Here is a 22,345-nt window from a genome sequence, read left to right on the forward strand (position 1 = left end):
GACTACCAGACAGTAATTACACCAGTTGCATGACGACATGCTTATTGGGTTTAATTGACCAGCCAGAACGAAGCGCTTTCGGCTCTGGCGGAACGCGAAGCCTGCAAATGCGGCTTCAATGGCTATTTATCTTTCAAAGGAACTGCAATGACAGGTATTACAGGATTATCACGTCCGTTTTCTCCGTCCCAGCAACTATCGCCTGTTGAAAATAGGTTGGCCGAACCCGGCTCCGGCGATTTTTCGCAGCCTTCTGCCAACACGCCACTTGGCGGCAGCCGTTTGCTGCATGACATGGCATTCAGTTTTCCGTTCTCCAGTTTACATGCAGACGCCACATCTTTTGCTTTTGGCGTGCAAAATCAAGGCATGGTTAATGCGGGAAATATTGAAGCCATTCAAGCGTCCGCAACGCCTGCTGAGTCATCCAGGGAGTTGAGTGGTCCGGCATGGGTCAGCAGATATCCCACCAGCCGATCCATCGATGATCTGGAGGCAGGATTCCGTTCCAAGGTCAGAAACTTCATTGGTTCCATTGAAGCCGCTGGCGGCCAAGTCTCCATATCTGCCACGCGGCGGCCTGCTGAAAGGGCTTATCTGATGCACTATGCGTGGAAAATTGCCAATGGAACCATTCAGCCCAGCGAGGTTCCAGCCCGTGAAGGAGTCAATATCAACTGGGATCATGGCGACGCAGCCAAATCAAAAAGGGCAGCGCAAGCCATGGTAAACGCCTACGGGATCGTACATCAACCCTCCCTCACATCCAATCATATTGACGGCACTGCCATTGACATGACCATCTCCAACATGAAGGGTAAGACCATGAAAAATGGCGGAGGAAAATCAATAAAGATTAATTCAAACCGCGACCTTCATAAGGTAGGTGCTTCATTTGGCGTGCACAAGCTTGTCAGCGATCCTCCCCATTGGTCAGCCAATGGCCGCTAGCATGAAACGCTGTCTGCTGGCAATTACATGGGCCAGCGCCTGCGCGTCTGCGGCGGCGCAGGCGCCTGCTTCGGGTTTTGTGGTGGTCAGTCCGTCCGGGCAGGTGCATTTCCATCTCACGCACGCGCCAGAGGCGAATGTTCCGCTATGGGCGCAGTGGCCAGGCCCCGGCGGGCAGCCCGTTTGTTGCAGGAAATTCACCCTCCAGGAATTGGCGCCTGCTTCTGCGCGGGCGGAGGAAGGGCACGCCGCAATGACTGCATCAGGCCGCGAAGCGCTCAGCTATGAATGGCGCGGCCAGGCAAGCCCTGCGCCGGCCATGCCTTTTGCGGGCATGGTTCTGGCTGCTCCAAGGGTGCGCGCAGGCAGCGTGGCGGAGCTACGGGCAGGCCGGATGACGCGGGCGCGCATGTGCCAGGGCGCGGAAGGCATCAACCTGCTGACGCAATCAGGCCGCTACCGCAGCGCCTTGTATCTGGGGCTGGGGTACGGCATTCAGTCTCCCAGCCGCCCATGCACGCGGGAAGACGAGAGATTCATTGAGCGCGCGCAGGATTGAGCGCCCTGCCGCCCGTCTGGTTTTTCCGGCTTGGCCGCATGCAAAAACGCCTGAATGAGTCGCGGCCCAGCGCTTATTCCAGGTTCTGCACCTGTTCGCGCATTTGTTCGATGAGCACTTTCATGTCCACGCTGATGCGGGTGAGTTCCAGCGTGGCGGATTTGCTGCCAAGGGTGTTGGCTTCGCGGTGCAATTCCTGAATGAGAAAGTCCAGGCGCTTGCCGGTTTCGCCGCCTTTTTGAAGCACGGCTTCGATTTCGTCCAGGTGCGCGGCCAGGCGGCCCAGTTCTTCGGCCACGTCGATGCGGATGGCAAACGCGGTGGCTTCGGCCAGGGCGCGCTCTTGCGCGGCTTGTGTGACGGCTTCGCTGGCGGGGGCCGCGCCCAGGGCTTCCTGCCAGCGCTCCAGAAAGCGCTGGCGCTGCGCTTGCACCAGCTGGGGCACGAGCGGGGCGGCTTGCGCGGCCAGTGCGCGCAAGGCGGTGATGCGCTCTTGCAGCAGGGCAAGCAGGCGCGCGCCTTCGCGCTGGCGGGCAGCCACCAGTTCATCGAGCGCCTGGCGGGCCAGGGGCAGCAGGGCTTCGCCCAGGGCCGGGCTGGCGGCGCTGTCGCCAGCGGCCAGGCGCAAGGCGTCGGCGACCGAGAGGGGGGCGGCTTCGGGCAGCCACACGCGCACTTGCTGCTGCGCGGCGGCCAGGCGCTGGAGGGTGCGCACGGGCACATCGGGCAGGGCGCCGCCAGCGGCGGCTTCCACGCTGACGCGCAGTTCCACCTTGCCGCGCTTGAGGCGCTTGGCGATCAGCTCGCGCAGTGCGGGTTCTTGCGGGCGCAGCTCGTCGGGCAGGCGCAGCACCACATCCAGAAAGCGGCTGTTGACCGAGCGCAGCTCCAGCGCCAGGCAGGCGGCGGGCGTGGCTATTTCGGCGTTGCCGCCCGGGGTGTGCTGGGCGCTGGCGTAACCCGTCATACTGTAAACTGGCATGTCAAATCTTTCCTGATGCAACGAGGTGGATCGCGCGCAGCCTGAAGGGGGCGAAGGCGGCGGCTGACGCACAAAAAGAAAGCCCGGTCAGGCCGGGCTAACTTGTTTTCTGGCTTGAAATTATGTCAAAACCCAAACCTGCTTCACTGCCCGCTGGCACGGTCATTGGCGGCTACCGCGTGGTGCGCAAGGTCTCGTCAGGGGGCTTTGGCGTGGTGTATCTGGCCACGGATCATGACGGGCAGCAGGTGGCCATCAAGGAATACCTGCCTTCGGCGCTGGTCACGCGCGCGGAAGGGGAGCTGATTCCGCACGTCGCGCCCGAAAAGCTTTCGCTCTACCGCCTGGGCCTGAAGAGCTTTTTTGAAGAAGGCCGCTCGCTGGCGCAAATTGCCCACCCTTCGGTGGTGAGCGTGCTCAACTTCTTCCGCCAGAACGAAACCGTTTACATGGTGATGAACTATCTGGAAGGCGCCAGCCTGCAAGACTTCATCGTCACCGCGCGCGAGCTGAACAACAAGAAGGTGTTTCGCGAGTCCACCATCCGTTCGCTGTATGACGAGGTGCTGCGCGGGCTGCGCATCGTGCATCAGCACAAGATGCTGCACCTTGATTTGAAGCCCGCCAACATCTTCATCACCGACGACGACAAGGCCGTGATGATCGACTTTGGCGCCGCGCGCGAAGTGCTCAACAAGGAAGGCAATTTCACCCGCCCCATGTACACGCCGGGCTTTGCCGCGCCCGAGATGTACCGGCGCGACTCGACGATGGGGCCGTGGACGGACATCTACGCCATTGGCGCGTGCATCTACTCGTGCATGCAGGGCTACCCGCCCAACGACGCGCCCCAGCGCCTGGAAAAAGACCAGCTCGCCAGCGCCCTCACGCGCATGCGCGGCATCTATTCGGACAGCCTCATTGAAGTGGTGCAATGGTGCATGTCGCTCGACCCCCTCTCGCGCCCGCAATCGGTCTTCGCCCTGCAAAAGGAACTCAGCCGCGAAGGCGAGCGCACCTACACCAAGCCCTCCGTCAGCGAACGCGTGCGCATGCAGTTCGGCAACCTCATGGCTGACGGCAAGAAAGCCAGCAAATAAAAAAGCACCCGCCATGCAATTCTCAATTTTTGAAGCAACCCACCTCGGCTCGCGCGAGAAAAACGAAGACCGCATGGGCTACAGCTACACCCGCGAAGCGGGCCTGTTCGCCCTGGCCGACGGCATGGGCGGCCACCCCGAAGGCGAAGTGGCCGCGCAAATCGCGCTGGAAACCATGTCCGCCCTCTTTCAGCGCGAAGCGCAGCCGCGCATGGCGGATGTGCCCAGCTTTCTGGGCCGGGGCCTGATGTCAGCCCACCACCAGATCATCCGCTACGCCAGCTCGCGCGGCATGATGGACACGCCCCGCACCACCCTTGTGGCCGCCGTCGTGCAGCGCGGCCAGCTCCACTGGGTGCACTGCGGCGACTCGCGCATGTACGTCGTGCGCGGCGGCCAGCTGCTCAAGCGCACGCGCGACCACTCCTACCTGGAAGCCAAGGCCAGCAGCGGCGCTTCACTCAAGGACGTCAACCGCAACGTCCTCTTCACCTGCCTGGGTTCCACCGTGCGCCCCATGTTCGACGTAGGCGGCCCCATCGTCTTGCAAGACCAGGACCGCGTCATGCTCTGCTCTGACGGCCTCTGGGGCACGCTGGACGACGACATCATCACGCGCGGCATGGCCGAGCGCCCCCTGGCCGAAGGCATGCCCCTGCTCATCGACCAAGCCCTCAAAAAAGGCGGCCCGCGCTGCGACAACGTCACCGTTCTGGCCTTCGAGTGGGAAGCGCCCGCCAGGGCGCGCCAGCGGCGCGGGCGTCCCGGCTTCACCGAAACCGCCTCCATGGACGACAGCGCCTTTGCTTCCACCATCCAGCCCACCAGCGGCCTGCCCGACAGCGCGCTGGACGAGCTGGACGACGAGGCCATCGAACGCTCCATCGCCGAAATCAACGAGGCCATCCAGCGCACCTCCCTCAAAAAGCACTGACGGCGCAAGCGGTTTGTCCGGCCCTATTTAGCTCCTAAAGCAATAGCATTAGGTCCTAGTAGAACGTGCGCAAAGAGGCCTTTCGACCCCCTCAAATTTGCTCCTGTTTTTACTGCCACCCGGCCGCGCTCACTGCCAGCGCAGGGTCGCCAGGTCATTGACCGAGATGGGCATCTGCTCCCACAGCCCTTGCAGACCCTTGCGGGCGGCGGTCAGCCAGTGCGGCTGGTACAGGAAGATGGCAGCGGCGTCTTCGGCCAGCAGGCGCTGGGCTTGCTCCAGCAGCTTCAGCCGCTCGCCTTCATCGGCGCTGGCGCGCAGGCGCTCGTAGAGGGCATTGAAGGCGGGGTTTTCGTAGCCCCAGTAGTAGCCGGGCTTGCTCCAGTTGCCCAGATCGAGCGGCTCGACGTGGCTGATGAGGGTGAGGTCAAACTGCGCCTGCCCGTAGACGTGGCTGAGCCACTGCGCCCATTCCACGTTTTGCACTTTCACGCGCACGCCCGCTTGCGCCAGCTGCGCGGCCACGACTTCGCCGCCCTGGCGGGCGTAGGGCGTGGGCGGCAGGGTGAGGGTGAGCGACAGGGGGCCATCGGGCAGGGCCTCTTTGAGCAGCTGGCGGGCCTTGTCCGGGTCATAGGCATTGACGCCGGTCAGGTCCACATAGCCGGGGCTGCCGGGGGTGTAGTAGCTGCCGATGGGCGTGCCCAGGCCGTTTTGGCCCGCTTGCAGCACGGCCTGGCGGTCAATGGCGGCGCACAGGGCGCGGCGCACGCGCACATCGCGCAAGGCCGCGTGGCGGTGGTTGAATGCGACGATGGTTTTGGCGCGCGAGCCGCTTTGCAGCAGCGCAAAGCGCCCATCGGCCTTCAGGCGCGCGGCGCCGCGCTCGCTCATGCGGACAAAGGCATCCACATCGCCCGCCAGCAGCGCGGCCACTTGCGCGGCCGGGTCGCTGATGAAGCGAAAGACGGCGCGGCCAATGGCAATGGCGCCCGCCTCGCGCCACTGCGGCCAGGCCTTGAGGGTGAGGGAAGCGCCGCGCTGCCATTTGTCCAGCACGTAAGGGCCGCTGCCGACGGGGCGCGTGGCGTTGCCGGCGGCGCTGCCCGGCTCGACGATGATGGCGGTGGCCTGGCCCAGCTTGAAGGGCAGATCGGCATCGGGCTGCTCCAGTTCGATGCGCACGGTGCGCTCATCGGGCGCGGCAATCTGGCGCATGGCGGTGAAGGTGCGCCGGTCTTTGTTGGTGCTGCCTTCGCTGGCGGCGCGCGTGAAGGCCCATTGCACGGTTTGCGCCGTCAGCGGCGCGCCGTTGGAAAAGCGTGCGTCTTCGCGCAGATGGAACGTCCACTGCTTCAGATCAGGCGAGCTGTGCCAGCTTTGCGCCAGCAGCGGGCCGACGCTGGCGTCGGGGCGGATTTTGGTGAGCGTCTCAAAGACGTTGTAGAGCATGATTTCGGCGATGGCCGAGGCTGCGCCGGCCGTGGGATCCAGCCCGGGCGGCTCCAGCGTCATGCCCAGCGTGAGCGAGCTGGGAGAGCGAGCCAGCGCGGGCTGCGCCAAGGCGGCCAGGGCCGGCAGGGCCAGGGTGCAATGGCGGCGGCGTATCGNTGCGCCGGCCGTGGGATCCAGCCCGGGCGGCTCCAGCGTCATGCCCAGCGTGAGCGAGCTGGGAGAGCGAGCCAGCGCGGGCTGCGCCAAGGCGGCCAGGGCCGGCAGGGCCAGGGTGAAATGGCGGCGGCGTATCGAGACAGTCATGTGAGAGGAAAGCGTCCAGGGACAAAAGGGCGCGCATGGTAGCGCGCCAGCCTGTGAAGCGGCCTGCCTGGCCGGCATTTGCTCCGGATGGGCGCCTGAGGCTGAAGGCGGAACGGCGAACGGGCAGTTTTTTGCTCTTCTATTCGTAGCATGATGTCCTAGTGGAAACTGCGCAAAGAAGCATTTCAATGGCCTTGAATTTGCTCCTGTTTTTGATTCGCCCTGGCAGGCGCTTCAGGCGCTGGGCGCGACCCAAAAGATTAAGGGGTGTCCACAATGCACCCCGTTTGAAATCCACGCGCGGCTCATGGCGCAAATAATCGGCGCGGGTGAATGGGAGGCAGGCAAATGCCCTGTGCCGTTACCATCCGCGCCCTGGCATTTCTTTTCCGAATACCGAATCCGTGACCCGTTTCTTTCTTGTTTTTCTTTCCGTTCAGGCCGTGCTGTTTGGCATGGAAATGCTTGCTCCCGTGCAAGCCGCCGTGGTGCAGCCCTGGACGGGGCTGGTGGCCAGCGCCAGCGCGGCCATCATCCAGTTTTTTGATCCTTCGGCCATTTCCCACGGGCGCGTGGTGCAAAGCGCGCAGTCGGGCTTTGGCATCTCCATCGAGCCGGGCTGCAACGGCGTGGAGGCGGCCATCGTGCTGCTGGCGGCGGTGCTGGCCTTTCCTTCGAGCTGGAAGATGAAGCTCTGGGGCCTGGGGCTGGGTTTCATGGCCGTGCAGGGCGTGAACCTGCTGCGCGTGGTCAGCCTGTTTTTCCTGGGGCAGTGGAACTTGCAGGTGTTTGAATTTGCGCATCTGTACATGTGGCAGGCGCTCATCATGCTGGATGTGCTCATCGTCTGGCTGCTGTGGATGCGCTACGTGGCGCGGCACGAAAAGCGGGCCAGCCCCGCCAAACAGCCTTCGGCGCCCACGGCCTGAACCCCGCCCGCCCCTTGCCCTGGAGAGCACCCATGCGCGCCACGCTCATTGGCCGATTTCTTCTGCTGGCCCTTGCCGGCCTCGTCGTTTTGCTGCCGCTGTGGTACTGGGCGCGCGAATGGTTCGCCGCGCCGCCGCTGTGGCTGGCTGGCACCGTGATGAAGCTGCTGTTCGCATGGGTGGAGGGTTTTGAAATAGATGGCGTGACAGGCACGCTGCTCACGCGCGTGCAAGTGCTCATGCCCGGCCCCGGCGGGCGGCAGATGCTGGCCGAACTCACGCCCGAAGTGAACTACCCCACCTACGGCTACGGCCAGGTGCTGCTGTGGGCCATGCTGCTGGCCTCGCGCCCGCGCTGGTGGCCCCTGAAGATGGCGTGTGGCAGCGTGCTGCTGCTGCCCGCGCAGGCCTGGGGCCTGTGCTTTCAGTGGCTGCGCGACGTGGCCCTGACCCCCGGCGGCAATGCAATGGCCTATCTGGGCTACCCCGCCTGGGCCAATGAAGTGATTGCCTACGGCTACCAGTTCGGCTTTCTCATGCTCACGCCCGTGGCGCCCATCCTGCTGTGGCTGTGGTTTGACAAACGCTTCGTCGCGGCCTTGTGGCTGGAAGCCGCGCTGGACGAAGAAGCGCCCGCCCGCCCCGAGCACGCGCCGCGCGTACGCTGAAAAACCGCCCAGGCGGCCTGCTTCGCTGATGCCCAGTATCTGCGCATGGCTCAGCCTTGAAAGACTGGCTCAGAAAGGCTTTTTCACGCTCCTCTATTCATAGCATAACGTCCTAGTCGGGATTGCGCGATACGGTATTTTTATCCCTCTGAATTCGCTCCTTTTTTTGATTCAGCTTGACAGCGGAACCAGCTCGCAGGCTGCTCGCAAAAACCGCTTTCCCGCGCGCTGGCGCTTCAGGCAACCGCGCGCAAAAAAAGCCGGGCAGCGTCCGGCTTTTTTGCATGGCGCGCCGCTGTAGGCCGCTGCTTATTGGCCTGGCGCCTGCCCTTCCACGCCTTCCACGAAGAAGTTGATGCCGCCCAGAAAGGCATCGTCGGCCACCTGGCCTTCGGCCAGCACCTGTTTGCCGGTGTTGTCGGCAATGGGGCCTTGCCAGATGTGGAAGGTGCCGGCCTTGAGGCCCTCTTTCACTTCGGCCAGTCGGGCGCGGGCGCTTTCGGGCACGTCTTCGGCCAGGGAAACGAGGTCGATCGCGCCTTCTTTCACGCCCCACCAGTGGCGCTCGGGCTTCCAGGTGCCGTCCATCACTTCGCGGATGGTCTTGACGTAAAACGGCGTCCAGTTGATGGCGGCGGAGGCGATGTGCGCCTTGGGGCCGTAGTGCGTCATGTCGCTGTCCCAGCCGAAGCCGCGCTTGCCCAGCTTTTCGGCGGTTTGCAGCACGGCAGAAGAGTCGGTGTTTTGCATGAGGATGTCCGCGCCGCTGTTGATGAGGGCGGTGGCCGCTTCGGTTTCCTTGGGCGGGTTGAACCACTCATTGACCCACACGATTTTCACGCTGGCCTTGGGGTTGGTGCTGCGCGCGCCCAGGGCGAAGCTGTTGATGTTGCGCATGACTTCAGGGATGGGCACGGAGGCCACCACGCCCAGCGTGCCGGTTTCCGTCATGGCGCCGGCCAGCAGGCCGGCCATGTAAGCGCCTTCGTAGGTGCGCGTGTCATACGTGCCCAGGTTGGCGGCGGTTTTGTAGCCGGTGGCGTGCTCGAACTTCACTTGCGGAAAGTCGGCGGCCACTTTCAGCATTTGCTCCATGTAGCCGAAGGTGGTGCCGAACACCAGCTGGTTGCCCTGCTGGGCCATGTCGCGCAGCACGCGCTCGGCGTCGGCGCTCACGGGCACGCTTTCCACGTAAGAGGTTTGCACCTTGTCGCCAAATTCTTTTTCAACGGCTTTGCGGGCGTTGTCGTGCGCAAAGCTCCAGCCGCCGTCGCCCACGGGGCCGATGTAGGCGAAGGCGACTTTGAGCGGCTCTTGCTTGGGCGCGGGGGCGCTGGCGGCGGGCGCTGGCGATCCGGCAGGCTGCTCAGCCGCTTGCGGGGCGGCTTCTTCTTTCTTGCCGCAGGCGGCAAGGGCGGCGGCGGCCAGCGCGGCGGCGGCCAGCTTGAGCGCAAGGCGTTTGGAGGGATGGTTCATGGGGAATGGAAGGGTGGGAGGAAGGAAGAGGAGGAAAGGGGCGAAAGGGCGGGCGAAAAGCGGCAATCGTAAGCAAATTTATGATCGCCGCCCCATGACGACCCCGCACGATATTTCACAAAGCGCCTCGCGGCCTGCCCCACAACCCGCCCCGCAAAACACCCTGCAAAACGCTCCGGCCCCTTTGCCTTCCCGCCTGGATTACCTGCGCCAGGTGCTCACCTCGCGCGTGTATGACGTGGCGGTGGAATCCGCGCTGGATGAAGCGCCCGCGCTCAGCCGCCGCACCGGCCACACCGTGCTGCTCAAGCGCGAAGACCAGCAGCCCGTTTTCAGCTTCAAGCTGCGCGGCGCCTACAACAAGATGGCGCACCTGACGCCCGGCCAGCTGCACAAGGGCGTGATTTGCGCCAGCGCGGGCAACCACGCGCAGGGCGTGGCGCTGGGCGCGCGCAAGCTGGGCGCGCGCGCCGTCATCGTCATGCCCGTGACCACGCCGCGCGTGAAGGTGGACGCCGTGCGGGCGCTGGGCGGCGAAGTCGTGCTGGCCGGCGAGAGCTATTCCGACGCCTACGCCCATTCGCTGCAATTGCAGGCCCAGCAGGGGCTGACCTTCATTCACCCGTTTGACGATCCGCTCGTCATCGCCGGGCAGGGCACCATCGGCATGGAGCTGCTGCGCCAGCACGCCGGCCCGCTGCACGCCGTGTTCGTGGCCGTGGGCGGCGGCGGCCTGATCAGCGGCGTGGCGGCCTATATCAAGGCCCTGCGGCCCGAAATCAAAATCATCGGCGTGCAGATGAACGACTCGGACGCCATGGCGCAATCGGTGGCGCGCGGCGAGCGCGTGGCCTTGCGCGATGTGGGCCTGTTTGCCGATGGCACCGCCGTCAAGCAAGTGGGCGAAGAAACCTTCCGCATCGCCCGCGAGCTGGTGGACGAATTCATCACCGTGGACACCGACGCCGTGTGCGCCGCCATCAAGGACGTGTTCATCGACACGCGCAGCATCGTCGAGCCATCGGGCGCAATGGCCGTGGCCGCCCTCAAGCAATACGCCGCGCGCGAAGGCACGGCGCCCGGGCAGACGCTGGCGGCCATTCTCTGCGGCGCGAACATGAACTTTGACCGCCTGCGCTTTGTGGCCGAGCGCGCCGCCGTGGGCGAGGAAAGCGAGGCGCTGTTTGCCATCACCATTCCCGAAGAGCGCGGCAGCTTTCGCCGCTTTTGCGAAACCGTGGGCCGCCTGCCCGGCGGCGCGCGCAACGTCACCGAGTTCAACTACCGCATCAGCGACCGCGCCCGGGCGCACGTCTTCGTGGGCCTGACCACCGCCGCGCGCGGCGAATCGCCCATGCTGGCCGCCGCCTTCGAGCAGGCAGGCTTTTCGGCGCTGGACCTCACCCACGACGAGCTGGCCAAGCAACACGTGCGCTACATGGTGGGCGGCCACTCGCCGCTGGCCAGCCACGAGCGGCTGCTGCGCTTTATCTTCCCGGAGCGCCCTGGCGCGCTGCTGCAATTTCTCAGCCTCATGCAGCCGGCCTGGAACATCAGCCTGTTTCACTACCGCAACCAGGGCGCCGATTTCGGCCACGTGCTCGTGGGCATCCAGGCGCCCGAAAGCGACGGCCCGGCCCTGCACGCCTTTTTGGACAAGCTGGGCTACGCCTGGATTGACGAAACCGGCAACCCGGCCTACGCGCTGTTTCTCAAGGGCTGAGAGGCTGTTCAACCGCCTTGCGGCAAGGCGCCGCGCACCAGCCGCTCACACAAAGCGATAGCCTGCGTGAAACGGGGAAATTCGCTCCTTGATTCATAGCACGACGTCCTAGTGGAAAGGGCGCGAAAGCCGTTTTTCACCCATCTGGATTTGCTCCTTTTTCTGAGAGCCTTTTCAGCGTCTGGCCGTGAGGGGCTGCAAGGCGCAGGCGAGTCTTGTAACCCGGCAAGGGTTTGCAGCGCCCACGAGCGCCCGGGTTCGCGCCTTTCGCGCCACGGACAAATTGCGAACGGGCACTCACACGGCGCGCGCGCCGTCTGCGGCCTGGCCCGGGCCTTCTGGCGCGTCAGGCTCCGTGTGCTGGCGCGCGCGCTGCCACACTGCTTCGGGCGGCAGGGGCTTGAGGCGGTGGTCGCTCCACACCTGCCGCCAGGCGCGCGCGCCGCGCAGGCCGTGGCGCAGGCCCAGCATGTGGCGGGCAATGGCGTACCAAGGCGTGCCGTCTTGCGCGGCCTCGGCCTGCATGTAGGCGAGCATGGCGCGCTCCACGGCCTCGCGCGTGAGGGGCGGGGCGGCATCGCGGCCTGTATCACGGCCTGCATCGCCGAAAAAGCGCGCGTCCCACTCGCTCATCAGCCAGGGGTGGTGGTAGGCGGCGCGGCCCAGCATCACGCCGTCCACGTGCGCCAGGTGCGCGGCGATTTGTTCGTTGCTGCTCACGCCGCCGTTCAGGCAGATGGTCAGCTGCGGAAAGTCGCGCTTGAGCTGCCAGACCCGCTCGTAGCGCAGCGGCGGCACTTCGCGGTTTTCCTTGGGGCTGAGGCCCTCCAGCCAGGCATTGCGGGCGTGCACGATGAACACACTGCAGCCCGCTTGCGCCACTTCGCCCACGAAGTCGCGCACGAAGGCGTGGCTTTCTTCGCGGTCAATGCCGATGCGGTGCTTGACGGTGACGGGAATGTGCACCGCATCGCGCATGGCTTTCACGCAGTCGGCCACCAGGCGCGGCTGGGTCATCAGGCACGCGCCGAATGCGCCGCGCTGCACGCGCGGGCTGGGGCAGCCGCAGTTGAGGTTGATTTCGTCATAGCCCCATTGCTGGCCCAGCCGCGCGCATTGCGCCAGCTCGGCCGGGTCGCTGCCGCCCAGTTGCAGCGCCACGGGGCGCTCCATCTCGTCGCGCCGCAGATGTCGCCGCAGCGAGCCGTGCAGCAGCGCGCCGCAGGTCACCATTTCGGTGTAGAGCCGCGCGTGGCGCGTGATCAGGCGGTGCAGGTGGCGGCAGTGCTTGTCCGTCCAGTCCAGCATGGGCGCCACGCACAGGCGCCAGGGGCTGAAAGGGGGCGAATCGGCGGCAGGGGTTTTTTCAGTATTGAGCATGGGCTGGCCAGCCTTTCAGTGATCAGGCGGCGCGGCCACGCTGAGCGCCACCTGTTCGGGCGCCAGCCACGCGCCATCGCGCAAACCCTGGAGCGTGGCCAGCACCAGCGCCGCCACCGTCAGCGAGGCGAAAGCCAGCGCCAGCAGCGCCAGCGCGCCCATCACGCCCGAATCGTGCCCGGCCAGCCGCAGGGAAAGGGCGGCAAAGGCCGCCAGCGGAAACGACAGCGCCCACCAGGTGACGGAAGCCGGCTGCGCGAGCATGCGCGGCATCACGTTCAGGCTCCAGAGCAGAAACATCAGCGCCACGCCCCAGGCCATCCAGGCCAGCACAGCAGGCCCGCCCAGTTGCAGCAAGGCCATGCCCGCCACCGCTGGCGGCGCGATGGTGATGAAAGTCAGCGGCAGCAGCCGCTGCGTCCACACGCCATGCACGGCCAGCCGCGCCAGCAGCAGCGTCAGCAGCGCCAGCCACAGCGTCACGCCCACGCCGAACTGGGCTGCCGCCCACGGCCCCGCGCCCACAGCCCCGCCTGCCAGCGCGGCCACCACATTGCCCACGGCGGGCAGAAAAAGCGATGGCGTGAGCTGCGCCCAGCCGCCCGCCTGCGCGTTGTTGATCCAGCGGCCCAGCGCCCAGACCGTGGCGCCCATTTGCCCCAGCGAACCCAGCCACCACAGCGCCGCCGCCCAGCCGCCCGTTTGCCCCAGCGCGCTCACGGCCACGCCCGCCAGCAGCATCAGGGAAATGGGCAGGGCCGCCACAAAGGCATGGCGCACCGGATGCGCCAGATCAGCCGCCAGCGCCTCCGGCTGGCGCAGCCAGCGCCACCACGACAGCCCCAGCAGCGCCACAAACGCCAGCGCTGCCAGCGCCCCCAGCGCCAGCGCCAGCGCCCCGGCGATGCCTCCCATGCTGCGCGCGGCCTGCGCCCACGCCAGCGACAGCCCGGCCAGCCCCATGACGATGGAAAACCAGCCGGGATGCAGGTGCTTGAGAGCCTCGGAACGCAGCATGTTCATGATGGAAGGTGCGGAAGAAAAACCGGAAGAAAAAACGGAAAAACCCGGTTCGGGCGCCAGGCCGGCCGCAAGCGCCAGCGGGCCTTGCAGCCATCATTCTTTTCAGAAGCGGCGCTTGCCGGAGCCTGCTCTCAGTCGCCCACCAGCTTGTTGAGCTTTTGCGCCTCGAACTGCTCATGCAAGGCGGCGTTGTCGGGCACGCAGTCCGGGTCAATCTTGCAGGCCAGCTTCTCGATGGCCTGCCACAGCAGGGCAATCTGGTGGTCTTGCGCGGCCGTGCCGTCAATCAGCCCGCGCAGCGCCTGGCTGACGGGATCATCGCTTTGCGTCACGCCGTAGGCGGAAAAACCCATTTTGGCGGCGGCGGCCTCGCGGCGCGCGGCCTCGCCCTCCTGAATGATGCGGGCCGGGTTGCCCACGGCCGTGGCCCCGGCGGGCACGGGCTTGGTGACCACCGCGCCCGAGCCGATCTTGGCGCCGTCTCCCACCGTGAAGCTGCCCAGCACCTGCGAATTGGCCCCCACGATCACGCCCTTGCCCAGCGTGGGATGGCGCTTGGCCCCTTTGTCCAGCGAAGTGCCGCCGAGCGTGACGCCCTGGTAAATCGTGCAGTCATCGCCGATTTCCGCCGTCTCGCCAATCACCACGCCCATGCCGTGGTCGATGAACACACGCGCGCCAATGCGGGCGCCGGGGTGGATTTCAATGCCCGTGAGAAAGCGCCCCCAGTGCGAAATCCAGCGCGCCAGCCACAGCCAGCCGCGCCGCCACAGTGCATGCGCCACGCGGTGCAACGCCAGGGCGTGAAAGCCGGGGTAGGAAAACACCACATCCCACACGCTGCGGGCGGCTGGATCGCGCTCCAGAATGGACTGGGCGTAAGAGCGAATGCGTTGAAACATAAGGGGCGAAAGTGTAGGGGCGAACGCCCTGGCGCGCCCCTTGCCGCCCAAGCCCCATGCGCAGCTGGATGCACGGCCCTATTTCGCTACCTTATCCATAGCATGATGTCCTAGTGGAAATTGCGCGAAGCGGGTTTTATGCCCCTTGAATTTGCTCCTGTTTTAAAGCCTCCCCTGGCAAGCGAAGCCAGATTTCATGCCCCGCCTGGCCGCCGAGCGGCCAGCCAGCGGCCCAGCCGCACGCCGGGGCGCTCCACCAGCCGCGCCAGCAGCCAGCAGATGCCAGTCAGCGCCAACAACGCCGCCGCCGTAGCAGCAGCGCCGCCCCAGCCTGCCTGCCGCAAGGGCTGGCGCAGAGCGTCAAACAGCCAGTTGTGCGTCAGATACACCGCATAAGTCAGCTCTGACAGCGCCAGCACCCAAGGCCAGGCTGGCAGGCGCCGCCGCAGCAGCCAGGCCGCCATGAACAAACCCAGGGCGCACGGCACAAAGCGCGCCTGTAGCCACTGCGGCTGCCAGGCATGCAGCCCCAGCCGGTAAAGGCCCCAAACAGCTGCCGTGAACGCCAGCGCCAACGGCCAGCCAATCGCGCGGCGCTCCAGCAGCCAGACGGCGCAGCCCACAAACAGAAACGGCATGTAAAGGCTCACGTAGCCGCGCGCCCAAGGCGTGTGCGCCGCTACAGGCCCGGCAACATGCAAGGTCAATGTCAGCAGGGCGCAAGCGCCCAGCCAGGCCGCGCCGCGCGCGGGCCGCGTCTGATTCGCCAGCCGCAGCAGCGCCATCCAGGCGTAAAACAGCATCTCCAGCCGCAGCGTCCACTCCACGCCCGCCAGCGCATACGGCGCGCCCGTGAAATCGCCCGCCAGCAGCAACTGCGCCAACCGCTCGCCGCCTGTTGCGGGCGGATGCACCAGCAGCCACTCGCCCAGCACCGCCGTGACGTAAAGCGGATAGATGCGAAAAACCCGCCTGAGCAGAAACAGCGCCGCGCCCTCGCGTTGCAGCACCTCGCTGATGACGTAGCCGGACACCAGAAAAAACACCACTACGCCCGCGCCGCCGCCTTCTATGAACGGCCACAGCGCCCTGGCCGCAGCACCCGCCAGACCCGCCTGCTGCGCCATTTCCTGCACCGGCCCGGCGAACTTGTGCCCTGCAAAAACGCTGGCAAAAGCGAAGATGCGCAGATAGTCCAGAAAAACAATGCGTTCCTGCCCGGCAGGCGGCGTGACGGCAGCGGTCATGGCGGCGGGATTATCAGCAGGGCAGCATGAATCCGCTTCAATCAAGCTCCTGACTCAATAGCGATCTGCGCTTTGTTCATGAGCGCGAAGTCCGTTTTTCGCCCTTCAAATCAGCTTCCGTTTCAATAGCGCAATCCGCGCCCGTCTCAATCTTCTTCATGGCCGCGCCTGGCCGCCTGCTGCATGGCGCGGGCGATGCCGCGCAGGATGTGAATGTCTTGCTGCGTGGGCTGGGCGCGGTTGAAGAGCTGTTGCAGGCGGGGCATGAGCTTTTTGGGCGCGGCCGGGTCGAGAAAGCCCACGGCGACGAGCGCCTGCTCCAGATGGGCCAGCATGGCCGCCACCTGCTCTGCATCAGCCTGATCGGCCAGGCTGGCGGCGGGCCGCACGGCAAAGGCGCTTGCAAACACCGACTCGCCAAAGCGCGCCAGCAGCGCCTGCCGCCAGTCGTAGGCGATGAGCTGCGCGGCGGCGGCCAGGTTGAGCGAGCCGTAGGCCGGATTGGCCGGAATGCTCAGGCAGGCATGGCAGCACCACACATCCGCGTTGCGCATGCCGTAGCGCTCGCAGCCAAACAGAAAAGCCACGCCCCAAGGGCCGCTGGGCGCGGGCCGCGCCGGATTGAGCAGCTGGCTGAAGTGCTCGCGCGGCGCGCAGACAGGCGGGCCGAAGTCGCGCGGCGTCATGGCCGTGGCGCACAGGTGCGTCACGCCCTCCAGCGCCTCTTGCAGCGTGCCCGTCACGCGGGCAGCGCGCAGCACGTCATCAGCGCCGCTGGCGCGCTCCACGGCTTCGGGGCGGGTCAGCACATCGGGCCAGCGCGGGCGCACCAGCGCCAGGTCATGAAAGCCCATCACCTTCATGGCGCGCGCCACCGCGCCCACATTGCCGGCATGGCTGGGTTCAATCAGGATGAAGCGGGTGACGGCAGGCGGCGCGGACATGGCAGGCAAGGGAACGGAAAGCAGGCGCGGATTGTGTGCCTGTTGCAAGCAGGGCTTTTGTGTAAAAACATGTTGCATAAAATCACCCGCCACCGCTTTTGTTCAACCTTCTTGCCTTTCTCAACCATGTCAATGCCAAGACTTTCCCTGGCGGCCGCAGCCGCCCTGGCGTGCGCTCTTTCAGCCTGCGCCTCCATCACGCCTGAAGCCCGCCGGGTCATGGTGTATTCGGAAAACAACCGGCTGCTGGATCGCTGCCAGCAGCTCGGCCCCGTCTCCGCTGAAGTGTCAGAGATGAATATGCTCACGCTGGAAGAAGCCATCCAGCAGGCCAAAAACGATTTGCGCCACCAGGCCGCCACGCGCTACAAGGCCGATGCCGTGGTGCTGGTGAATACCGATATCACGCAGTCTTTTCTGGTGCGGCATGCCACGCTTCAGGGCGTGGCGCTCAAGTGCCATCCGTAACCGGGCCTGAAAGAAGAACGCCATGCCGGATTTTTCAAATTCAAGCCAGGAGCGCCTTTTCACCGTCACTGTCAGCTATTCGGCTGAAGCGCTTCGCCGGGGGGGGGGGGGAACATTATGAAAACCTCTCTGCGCAATTGCAATCCAAGGCTGCTCTCAGCGAAGAAAAAGCGCTGCTGCTGACGCAGCGCCTGAAGTCTGCGCCCTATGTGGTGATTGGCAAGAAAACGCCGGAGAGCAAGGCCCGCGACTTGCAAAAGCGGCTGGAGTCCGTGGGCCTGCGCGTGGAGCTGGAGCCGGTTCTAAGTCTGGCCGCCAAGCTGGACGAGCTGCAATGCCCCGCCTGCGACAAATACGTGGTTCTGACTGCGCAGCGCCAGTGCCCGGCCTGCGGTGCGTATGTGGACAAGGTGTCTTCCCTGCACGTGCTGCGTAAAAAAATTGAGCGGGAGGAGCGCAAAGCCATCGAAAACGGCCTGGCCGCCAGCGCCAACCGCGAAAAGGGCCTGGAAATGGCCCGGCTGGAAAAACGCCTGCGCGAGCAGATTCGCGCGGAGCTGATGAAGGAAATGGGGCTGGACCCCAGGCGCCAGCGGCAGCGCATCTTCTTCCAGGCGGGCCTCGCGCTGCTGGCCGCCGTGGCTTTCGTGAGCGCAGGCTACGGCTACGCCCGCTACCAGAAGGGCGCGCCGCCCGATGAGCGCACCGCGCTGGCGCTGGCCCGCCAGCTCACGCCCGAAGAATGGCACCGTGAAGACGTGCTGACCAATCAGGCCCTGGCCGCCACGCAGGGCCTGGGGCCGCAGCCCGCCAGCAGCGCGGTGGAGCTGCTGGCCGCAAGCGGCGGCGAAGCCAGCCTGGCGGCCGCACCCATGGCGGAATACGAAGCCAGCCAGGGCGGCAACCACGCCTGGCGCGACGCCTTCCGCCAGCTGCCTGAGCCACAGCGGCTGCAAATCATTGGCCGCGTAGCCAATGACATGGCGCGCGCCGGACAGGCGGGCCGCGCCATGCAGGCGCTGCAAAGCTTGCCGGACAGCCCTGGCCTGCGAGCGCTGAAGCTGGGCTTGCAAGCCGCCGTGCTGGCCCGCAACCCGGACAGCCGCGATCTGGCTGCTTTGCAAACGCTGCAAAGGCAAATCCAGGCTCTGCCCGGCGCTTTTGAGCGGGCGCAAGCATGGCTGGCCGCCTACCGCCAACTCTCGCTCGCGCAGCCTGCCTTCTACGAGCAAAACGCGGCTTTTGCCAACGAGGCGCAGGCAGCCCTGCGCGACGCGCCAGCGCCGCACAAAACGATGCTGCAAGAGCAGTTGCGAATAGCCCGCGCCGAAGCCCTGCAAAGCCACATTGCCTGGCTGGCCCGCCAGGGCCGCTGGAATGAAGCGCAAAGGCAGTTCGAGCAGATGCGCTATGCCGCCGCCGGAACGGATGCCAGCGCGCCCGTGCAAATCAGCCTGCTGGCCCAGCACGCGCTGGCGGCGCGCAAGCTGGGCCTGCTGCGCGAGGAAGAAGAGCTGATGAACCGCCTGCCCGTTCCGCTTTCCAGGGCGATGGAATCAGGCCAATGGCCTGCCGCCCTGGATGCGCTGCGCCCTTGGGCGCGCGGCGGCAACTGGCCCGCCGCGCCGCGCATGCAGGCCGCCTTGCGGGCCGTCAGGGAGCAGATCGACCGGCTGCCTGCCGCCAGCAAGGCGCAGGCTCTTGCGCGGCTGGCCCTGCTCGACTACGAAGCGGGCGAGCGCAAGCAGGGCATGGAAACGGAGCGGCAATTTCGCCAGGCGCTGTCGCAGGCGGGCGGCGCGGCAGCGGAGGAGCAGGTGCGCTTTCTGGTGGAAAGCGGCCTGGTCTTCGCCGAACGCGCACGGCATGCCGGCGCGCTGGCCGAGGCCGAAGCCTGGCTGCGCAGCGTGGGGCTGGTGGTGTTGCGCTGAGGGTCTGTTCAAGGCCTGGCCGCGCGCTTGGCCAGCGGGAAGGACTGTCTCACTGGCTTATTTCGCTACCGTATCCATAGCATGATGTCTTAGTGGAAACTGCGCTAGGCGGCATTCATACCCCCTCAAATTCGCTCCTGTTTTTGATGGCATAGACAGGCGGCCGCACCCCACAGTCCCTGCCCGCCCGGCATGCGCGGGCGGGCCGCGCCGGTAGCATTGGGCCTTTTGCCAAAAGATGGGGCCGGCAGCGCGCAAAGCCGCCTTCTGCGCCTCATTTCCCGGGAAAGCCATTCATGCCATTCACCTGGACTGACCCCACGGTCATCATGTTCGCCGTTTATCTGGCCGCCATGCTTGGCATTGGCGCGCTGGGCTATCTGAGCACCAAGAATTTGTCGGACTACATCCTGGGCGGGCGCAGCCTGGGCAGCGTGGTCACGGCGCTGTCGGCGGGCGCATCCGACATGAGCGGCTGGCTGCTGATGGGGCTACCGGGCGCGGTGTATCTGTCGGGGCTGTCAGAGTCATGGATTGCCATTGGCCTGATTGCGGGCGCCTGGCTGAACTGGCGGCTGGTGGCGGGCCGCCTGCGCCTGTACACCGAGCGCGCGGGCAACGCGCTGACGCTGCCGGACTATTTCGCGCACCGCTTTGAAGACGAGAACAACATCCTGCGCATCGTCACGGCGATGGTCATTCTGGTTTTCTTCACGGTGTACTGCGCCTCGGGCGTGGTGGCGGGCGCGCGCCTGTTCGAGAACATGTTCGGCATGCCTTATGAAACGGCGCTGTGGGTGGGGGCGCTGTGCACCATTGCCTACGTGTTCGTGGGCGGCTTTCTGGCCGTGAGCTGGACGGACACCATTCAGGCGGCCATGATGATCACGGCGCTGCTGCTGGCGCCCGTCATCGCTTACCTGGCCGTGCAGGGCCAGTTGCAGCCGGGGCAGGACTGGCACAGCCTCATTGACGCCGACAAGTTCGACCTTTTCAAGGGGCAGACGGCCATCGGCATCCTCTCCTTGGCCGCCTGGGGGCTGGGCTACTTCGGCCAGCCGCACATTCTGGTGCGCTTCATGGCCGCCGCCTCGGTGCGGCACATTCCCAACGCCCGCCGCATCGGCATGACCTGGATGGTGCTGTGCCTGGGCGGCGCGGTGGCCGTGGGCTTTGTGGGCATTGCCTACTTCGCCGTCAGCCCGGCGGGCGCGGATGCCGTCAATGCCAATGCCGAAACCGTGTTCATGGAGCTGGCCAAGCAGCTGTTCAACCCGTGGATTGCGGGCGCGCTGCTGGCGGCCATTCTGGCGGCGGTGATGAGCACGCTCTCATGCCAGCTGCTCGTGTGCTCCAGCGCGCTGACGGAAGACATCTACCGCACCTTCTTGCGCAAGCAAGCAAGCCAGAAGGAGCTGGTGTGGTTTGGCCGCGCGATGGTGCTGGTGGTCGCGCTGATCGCCATTTCAATCGCCCGCAATCCCGAATCACGCGTGCTCGGCATGGTCAGCTACGCGTGGGCGGGCTTTGGCGCAGCTTTTGGCCCCGTCATCATCCTCTCGCTCTTTTGCAGCCGCATCACGCGCGACGGCGCGCTGGCGGGCATCGTCACAGGCGCGGTCACCGTGCTGGTGTGGAAGCAGTTCGGCTGGTTCGGCCTGTATGAAATCGTGCCCGGCTTCATCCTCGGCTGGGCCGCCACGCTTGGCGTCAGCCGTCTGGGCCGGCCCTCAGCCGCCATGCTGCAAACCCATGCCGGCGTCGAGCAGGAGCTGGCGCGCCTGCAAGTTCATTAAGAACGTGTTCACAGTCTTCGTAGCAGGACTCCCAAGAAAGCCAAAACGACCATTTGCAGACTGGTACTCAACTTACGCTCGCAGTTTTTCCAAAGCCGCCTATTCTTTTCCAACCAGGAAAAGCTGCGCTCTACTACCCATCGCTTCGGCAATACTGCAAAACGGTGCAATTCGTTTCGTTTGGCAATCTCTACCTCCGCACCAATCAACGCTTGTACCGACGAAGCAAATGCCTTACCCGTGTAACCACCGTCAGCAAGGACTTTTTGTACCGCCCCAAGATTATCCTTGTCACGTTCCAATGCCAGCAGACAGCCTTTTCTATCCGTGACATCCGCCGTCGTCACCCCCAAATCCTCATTTTAAGGGCATTTACCGACGGACGGGCGCTTCCCCTGTATGTATTTAAGGCCTTTAAACATACAGCTAAAGCGCCCTTACGCAGGTAAGGGCGCGTGAGGCTTTAGCCGAACAACCGCCAGTATGTATTTATATCTGCATTAAACCCAGCCGTTGGCCCGGTACCAATTAACGGTATCGGCCAGGGTCTCCCGGAGCGGGCGGAAAGTCGCGTCCAGTTCCCGCTCGCTCTTTTCGTGGCTGAAGCGGGTGCGGTCGTATTGGTTGGCCAATTCCCGCACGGTGGCGCGGCTCAACAGCACCGGCCGCTTCGTCAGCCAATGATAGCTCTCGTTGAGGGCGGCCAGCAGCCGCAGCAGGGCAAAGGGAACGGTTCTCTTCGGCATGGCCACCCCGCTAACGGCTGCCAGCTCCGCCATCAGCTCGCCCATTTCCAGGTGGCGGCCGGCGGCCAGGTAGGCTTCACCGCGGCGCCCCTTCTCCAGGGCTAACAGCTGGTGCTCGGCCACGTCGCGGGCGTCCACCACGCTAAAGCTGGCCCGCATAACCCCCGGCAATTTACCCCGGAGAAAATCCAAGATGAATTGGCCGGCGGCGGTGGGGCCCATGTCCGCCGGGGCGAACATCCAGCCCGGCAGCACGAAGCAGGCGAACAGGTCCGGGTGGCCGGCGAGAAATTCCCGCACGGCGCCGTCGCTGAAGATTTTGCTGCGGTAATAGTCATCGCTGGCCTGGCGGAGGTCGCGGCCCATGGTCTCGTCGATGACCGCGCCCCGGTCGCCGTAGAGCACGGCAATGCTGGAGGTGTGCACCAGGCGGCGAATGCCGGCCCGGTAGGCCCGCTCCAGCAGGTCGCTGGTGCCCTTAACGTTGCTGGCGTAAAGCATTGGCCAGTGCTGGCCGCCCTTGAGGGCGTCGCGGAAATAGGCGGCGGTGTGGAAAAGCCCATCGCAGCCGGCCAGGGCCGCATCATAGCTGTCCGGTTGCAGCAGGTCGCCCTCGACGAAGTTAATGGGCAGGTCGGCGAACATTTGCTGCGCCTTCGCCCGGCTCCGCACCAGGGCGGAAACCTTAACGTTGCGGGCGACCAGAGCGCGCACCAGGTGATTGCCCAGCAGGCCGGTGGCGCCAGTTACAAAAGCGTGTTTTAACATAAGATCCTCATTGGTTTACAGGTTTAAGAATTTGAACCTTTTCTCCTAAGAAAAACCCTG

19 protein-coding genes and 1 pseudogene are annotated in these 22,345 nt (G+C 65.2%); 10 read left to right on the forward strand and 10 right to left on the reverse strand.

What is annotated here, in order from left to right:
* Positions 1-54: 54 nt before the first annotated feature.
* A complete protein-coding gene (locus C1720_RS14145) occupies positions 55-951 on the forward strand; it encodes a hypothetical protein (RefSeq protein ID WP_233199771.1) in 897 nt (298 codons plus the stop codon).
* A gap of 253 nt (positions 952-1,204) precedes the next feature.
* Complete coding sequence (locus tag C1720_RS02895; protein WP_102283169.1) at positions 1,205-1,510, forward strand: hypothetical protein; 306 nt, start codon at positions 1,205-1,207, stop codon at positions 1,508-1,510.
* Positions 1,511-1,583: 73 nt separating this feature from the next.
* On the opposite strand, the gene C1720_RS02900 is transcribed toward C1720_RS02895, so the two are convergent.
* Positions 1,584-2,492, reverse strand: coding sequence for a YicC/YloC family endoribonuclease (locus C1720_RS02900; protein ID WP_199170941.1), 909 nt, complete (start codon positions 2,490-2,492; stop codon positions 1,584-1,586).
* Positions 2,493-2,614: 122 nt separating this feature from the next.
* Between C1720_RS02900 and C1720_RS02905 the strand changes: the two genes are divergently transcribed.
* Together C1720_RS02905 and C1720_RS02910 are read left to right on the forward strand one after the other, a co-directional pair.
* Positions 2,615-3,592 carry a serine/threonine protein kinase gene (locus C1720_RS02905; protein WP_102283171.1) on the forward strand — a complete coding sequence of 326 codons (978 nt, stop codon included), beginning with the start codon at positions 2,615-2,617 and terminating at the stop codon, positions 3,590-3,592.
* 13 nt (positions 3,593-3,605) lie between these two features.
* On the forward strand, positions 3,606-4,526 hold the full coding sequence (locus C1720_RS02910; RefSeq protein ID WP_050715648.1) for a PP2C family protein-serine/threonine phosphatase: 921 nt from the start codon (positions 3,606-3,608) through the stop codon (positions 4,524-4,526).
* A gap of 129 nt (positions 4,527-4,655) precedes the next feature.
* Here C1720_RS02910 and C1720_RS02915 read toward each other — a convergent pair whose 3' ends face one another.
* Positions 4,656-6,134 (reverse strand): ABC transporter substrate-binding protein, encoded by a 1,479-nt coding sequence (locus C1720_RS02915; RefSeq protein ID WP_439650766.1) that lies wholly within the window; start codon positions 6,132-6,134, stop codon positions 4,656-4,658.
* Positions 6,135-6,688: 554 nt separating this feature from the next.
* Between C1720_RS02915 and xrtH the strand changes: the two genes are divergently transcribed.
* Together xrtH and C1720_RS02925 are read left to right on the forward strand one after the other, a co-directional pair.
* Complete coding sequence (gene xrtH, locus C1720_RS02920; protein WP_102283172.1) at positions 6,689-7,213, forward strand: exosortase H; 525 nt, start codon at positions 6,689-6,691, stop codon at positions 7,211-7,213.
* Positions 7,214-7,245: 32 nt separating this feature from the next.
* Complete coding sequence (locus C1720_RS02925; protein ID WP_102283173.1) at positions 7,246-7,881, forward strand: exosortase H-associated membrane protein; 636 nt, start codon at positions 7,246-7,248, stop codon at positions 7,879-7,881.
* Positions 7,882-8,190: 309 nt separating this feature from the next.
* Here the strand turns inward: C1720_RS02925 and C1720_RS02930 are convergent, their stop codons facing one another.
* Positions 8,191-9,357, reverse strand: a complete 1,167-nt coding sequence (locus C1720_RS02930; RefSeq protein WP_102283174.1) for a BMP family ABC transporter substrate-binding protein — start codon at positions 9,355-9,357, stop codon at positions 8,191-8,193.
* Positions 9,358-9,451: 94 nt separating this feature from the next.
* On the opposite strand from C1720_RS02930, the gene ilvA reads away from it, so the two are divergent.
* Positions 9,452-11,080, forward strand: a complete 1,629-nt coding sequence (gene ilvA, locus C1720_RS02935; protein WP_102283175.1) for a threonine ammonia-lyase, biosynthetic — start codon at positions 9,452-9,454, stop codon at positions 11,078-11,080.
* Between the two features lie 297 nt (positions 11,081-11,377).
* Here ilvA and dusA read toward each other — a convergent pair whose 3' ends face one another.
* The 5 genes from dusA to C1720_RS02960 form a co-directional block, all read right to left on the reverse strand.
* On the reverse strand, positions 11,378-12,460 hold the full coding sequence (dusA, locus tag C1720_RS02940; RefSeq protein WP_102283176.1) for a tRNA dihydrouridine(20/20a) synthase DusA: 1,083 nt from the start codon (positions 12,458-12,460) through the stop codon (positions 11,378-11,380).
* Between the two features lie 15 nt (positions 12,461-12,475).
* Positions 12,476-13,483 (reverse strand): SLAC1 family transporter, encoded by a 1,008-nt coding sequence (locus C1720_RS02945; protein ID WP_233199775.1) that lies wholly within the window; start codon positions 13,481-13,483, stop codon positions 12,476-12,478.
* A 131-nt stretch (positions 13,484-13,614) separates the two neighbouring features.
* A complete protein-coding gene (cysE, locus tag C1720_RS02950; RefSeq protein ID WP_050715642.1) occupies positions 13,615-14,385 on the reverse strand; it encodes a serine O-acetyltransferase in 771 nt (256 codons plus the stop codon).
* 194 nt (positions 14,386-14,579) lie between these two features.
* Positions 14,580-15,632 carry an acyltransferase family protein gene (locus C1720_RS02955; protein ID WP_102283177.1) on the reverse strand — a complete coding sequence of 351 codons (1,053 nt, stop codon included), beginning with the start codon at positions 15,630-15,632 and terminating at the stop codon, positions 14,580-14,582.
* Positions 15,633-15,778: 146 nt separating this feature from the next.
* A complete protein-coding gene (locus tag C1720_RS02960) occupies positions 15,779-16,576 on the reverse strand; it encodes an RNA methyltransferase (RefSeq protein ID WP_102283178.1) in 798 nt (265 codons plus the stop codon).
* 132 nt (positions 16,577-16,708) lie between these two features.
* Between C1720_RS02960 and C1720_RS02965 the strand changes: the two genes are divergently transcribed.
* The 3 genes from C1720_RS02965 to putP all read left to right on the forward strand — a co-directional run bounded on the left by C1720_RS02965 (position 16,709) and on the right by putP (position 20,771).
* Positions 16,709-17,044, forward strand: coding sequence for a DUF4156 domain-containing protein (locus tag C1720_RS02965; RefSeq protein ID WP_102283179.1), 336 nt, complete (start codon positions 16,709-16,711; stop codon positions 17,042-17,044).
* Between the two features lie 137 nt (positions 17,045-17,181).
* Positions 17,182-18,975 (forward strand): amino acid adenylation domain-containing protein, encoded by a 1,794-nt coding sequence (locus C1720_RS02970; protein WP_102283180.1) that lies wholly within the window; start codon positions 17,182-17,184, stop codon positions 18,973-18,975.
* Positions 18,976-19,271: 296 nt separating this feature from the next.
* Positions 19,272-20,771, forward strand: coding sequence for a sodium/proline symporter PutP (putP, locus tag C1720_RS02975; protein WP_102283181.1), 1,500 nt, complete (start codon positions 19,272-19,274; stop codon positions 20,769-20,771).
* Positions 20,772-20,779: 8 nt separating this feature from the next.
* Here putP and C1720_RS02980 read toward each other — a convergent pair.
* A pseudogene (locus C1720_RS02980) lies at positions 20,780-21,124 on the reverse strand (transposase); the annotation flags it as partial.
* A gap of 147 nt (positions 21,125-21,271) precedes the next feature.
* The gene (locus tag C1720_RS02985; RefSeq protein WP_102283183.1) at positions 21,272-22,285 is read right to left on the reverse strand and encodes an SDR family oxidoreductase; all 1,014 of its coding nucleotides are present in this window, start codon (positions 22,283-22,285) and stop codon (positions 21,272-21,274) included.
* Between the last annotated feature and the right edge of the window lie 60 nt (positions 22,286-22,345).

Source organism: Ottowia massiliensis (assembly GCF_900240305.1).
Taxonomy (GTDB): Bacteria; Pseudomonadota; Gammaproteobacteria; order Burkholderiales; family Burkholderiaceae_C; genus Ottowia; species Ottowia massiliensis.

Excerpts from the sequence above, each read along its gene's own strand:
- C1720_RS02900 (WP_199170941.1), bottom strand. The coding sequence starts at position 2,492 with ATGCCAGTTTACAGTATGACGGGTTACGCCAGCGCCCAGCACACCCCG.
- C1720_RS02960 (WP_102283178.1), bottom strand. The coding sequence starts at position 16,576 with ATGTCCGCGCCGCCTGCCGTCACCCGCTTCATCCTGATTGAACCCAGC.
- C1720_RS02905 (WP_102283171.1), top strand. The coding sequence starts at position 2,615 with ATGTCAAAACCCAAACCTGCTTCACTGCCCGCTGGCACGGTCATTGGC.
- C1720_RS02930 (WP_102283174.1), bottom strand. The coding sequence starts at position 9,357 with ATGAACCATCCCTCCAAACGCCTTGCGCTCAAGCTGGCCGCCGCCGCG.
- cysE (WP_050715642.1), bottom strand. The coding sequence starts at position 14,385 with ATGTTTCAACGCATTCGCTCTTACGCCCAGTCCATTCTGGAGCGCGAT.
- C1720_RS02955 (WP_102283177.1), bottom strand. The coding sequence starts at position 15,632 with ATGACCGCTGCCGTCACGCCGCCTGCCGGGCAGGAACGCATTGTTTTT.
- C1720_RS02945 (WP_233199775.1), bottom strand. The coding sequence starts at position 13,483 with ATGAACATGCTGCGTTCCGAGGCTCTCAAGCACCTGCATCCCGGCTGG.
- C1720_RS02985 (WP_102283183.1), bottom strand. The coding sequence starts at position 22,285 with ATGTTAAAACACGCTTTTGTAACTGGCGCCACCGGCCTGCTGGGCAAT.
- ilvA (WP_102283175.1), top strand. The coding sequence starts at position 9,452 with ATGACGACCCCGCACGATATTTCACAAAGCGCCTCGCGGCCTGCCCCA.
- putP (WP_102283181.1), top strand. The coding sequence starts at position 19,272 with ATGCCATTCACCTGGACTGACCCCACGGTCATCATGTTCGCCGTTTAT.
- dusA (WP_102283176.1), bottom strand. The coding sequence starts at position 12,460 with ATGCTCAATACTGAAAAAACCCCTGCCGCCGATTCGCCCCCTTTCAGC.
- C1720_RS02910 (WP_050715648.1), top strand. The coding sequence starts at position 3,606 with ATGCAATTCTCAATTTTTGAAGCAACCCACCTCGGCTCGCGCGAGAAA.
- C1720_RS02925 (WP_102283173.1), top strand. The coding sequence starts at position 7,246 with ATGCGCGCCACGCTCATTGGCCGATTTCTTCTGCTGGCCCTTGCCGGC.
- C1720_RS02895 (WP_102283169.1), top strand. The coding sequence starts at position 1,205 with ATGACTGCATCAGGCCGCGAAGCGCTCAGCTATGAATGGCGCGGCCAG.
- C1720_RS02965 (WP_102283179.1), top strand. The coding sequence starts at position 16,709 with ATGCCAAGACTTTCCCTGGCGGCCGCAGCCGCCCTGGCGTGCGCTCTT.